Source organism: Anaerococcus tetradius ATCC 35098 (genome assembly GCF_000159095.1).
GTDB classification, from domain to species: domain Bacteria; phylum Bacillota; class Clostridia; order Tissierellales; family Peptoniphilaceae; genus Anaerococcus; species Anaerococcus tetradius.
Window position 1 is genome coordinate 1 of the sequence record NZ_GG666313.1, and the last position, 2,019, is coordinate 2,019.

The window sequence follows — 2,019 nt, forward strand, 5'->3', positions numbered from 1 at the left end:
AATCTATACTCGATACTTTCATCTAATTTAGTCAATTTCTCTGTATAGTTTTTTCTAAAAAGTTGATATTCTTCTTTACTAATAACATCTTCTTTTAGATCAAGGTATAGGGAAGATAAGAGTTCTTCTGTCATTGCTTTTTCTCGTTTTAGTATAGGAATTTGATTGTCTTTCAAATTTTTATTTATATCTATACGCTGAACTTTAGAATATAGATTTTCATTAAATTCAATGTAGGACTTCATTATTTTAGATACTGCTTTTATCAAGGTTTTTTCTTTTATGCTGTGTCTTGTGCAAGATTTTTCCTTGTTGTACTTTGAACAGATATAGAATATCTCTTCTCTTTTTTTATACTTTACAGTCCTTCTAATCAAAGAACTTCCACATTCTTTACAAAAAAGCATTCCTGTAAAAATATTAATTTTGTCCTTTCCACGAGAGTTATTCAAATCTCTTTTAAGCATCGTATTTGCAATAGTAAAAACTTCTTTACTTATAATTGCTTCATGGGTATTTTCTGCTCTTATCCATTCTTCTTTCTCTTTTTCTATCTGCTTTTTATTTTTGTAACTTAAAGTAACACTCTTTCCTTGTAAGGTATTTCCAATATATACTTCATTTTCTATAATTCTATTTACTGTCTTTGCTGACCAAGTTCCACCTTTTGTATTTTGAAATCCATTACACTTAAATCCTTGACTTTCTTTATATTTTCTTGGAGTTAAAACTCCTAAATGATTTAGTTCATCTGCAATTGCCTTTGAGGAATATCCCAAGAGTTTCATATCAAATATATTTTTGATAATATCCGATATCTCTTTATCAATCACTAACTTGTTTTTATTCTCCTCAGACTTTTTATATCCATAAGGTGCAAAAGCACTGATAAAGTCTCCTTTTTCTCTTTTTATCTTTTGAGAGCTTTTTACCTTATTGGAAATATCTCGGCAATAACTATCATTGATGAAGTTTTTTATAGGAAGTATAAGGTGTGTATCATTTATATCTGCACTTTTACTATCGTAATTGTCATTTACTGATATAAATCTTATACCGTTTTCTGGAAATATTCTTTGAATATATTTTCCTGCTTCTATATAATCTCTTCCGAATCTCGATAAGTCCTTTACAATAATTGTATTAAACTTTCTAGCATAGGCATCCTTTATCATTTCTTTAAAATTGGGACGATCAAAATTTGCACCTGAATATCCATCATCTACATACTCTTTGACTATTGGAATTTGATTTCTTCTTGCATAAGAGTTTATAATTTCTCTTTGATTGGATATCGAGTTACTTTCTGTTTTTTCGCCATCTTCTTTTGATAATCTTAAATACATAACTGCCAAATTTTCTTTTGGTAAATTGTTTTTAAACATAAAAAAGCCTCCTTTAGTTCAATTTACATACAATAAATCAAACCAAGGTTAGGCTTCCACAAAAATATTATAACGCTCCTTATATTTTTTGTCAGCCCCTAATAGACAGAAAATTTTTCTTTGATGTATTCCTCTACTAAATTTTCTAAACTAAATCCATTCTCATTAAATTTAACTTCTATATTCCAACCATCAATTTGATTTATCATCTGTTTATCTTTTTTATCTGTTTTCATTTCTGTATTTATATTATGTTCATCACACATAATACCTTCTCCTTATCTTCAATATTTTTAAGTTTTTTGACATTAACAGGCGTGTAGGTCACGACATTGGAATTTCACCACCGCCCCTTTTCAAGATGAGCCGGCAACAACTGTAGAAGTATCATTATCCCCATTTGCTTCAATGCATCAGTTTCCTAGGCTGAATATATAATTTCTTTTTGTCGCTCGTTTTCTTTTATCCTTCTTTTAACTAGAGTATTTATTTAAACCGAAACTCTTATCAGCAGAAAAGTCATGGCGAAGAAATTATAAAGCTCCACAAATGGTTAATGTCCTGTCTTGGTCTATTCAGTTGTCAAGGTTCAAATCTATATATAACGAGGTTTTAAAAGTCCCTCTATATATAA

2 protein-coding genes are annotated in these 2,019 nt (G+C 29.0%); both read right to left on the minus strand.

Annotation, left to right across the window (positions count from 1 at the left end; translation table 11 throughout):
* The coding region (locus HMPREF0077_RS09870; protein ID WP_040349767.1) for a recombinase family protein at positions 1-1,385 on the minus strand (1,385 nt) is incomplete at its 3' end.
* 98 nt (positions 1,386-1,483) lie between these two features.
* The gene (locus tag HMPREF0077_RS09875) at positions 1,484-1,651 is read right to left on the minus strand and encodes a hypothetical protein (protein ID WP_000332792.1); all 168 of its coding nucleotides are present in this window, start codon (positions 1,649-1,651) and stop codon (positions 1,484-1,486) included.
* Positions 1,652-2,019: the final 368 nt, after the last annotated feature.

Coding starts and splice junctions, on each gene's coding strand:
- HMPREF0077_RS09875 (WP_000332792.1), bottom strand. CDS start 1,651: ATGTGTGATGAACATAATATAAATACAGAAATGAAAACAGATAAAAAA.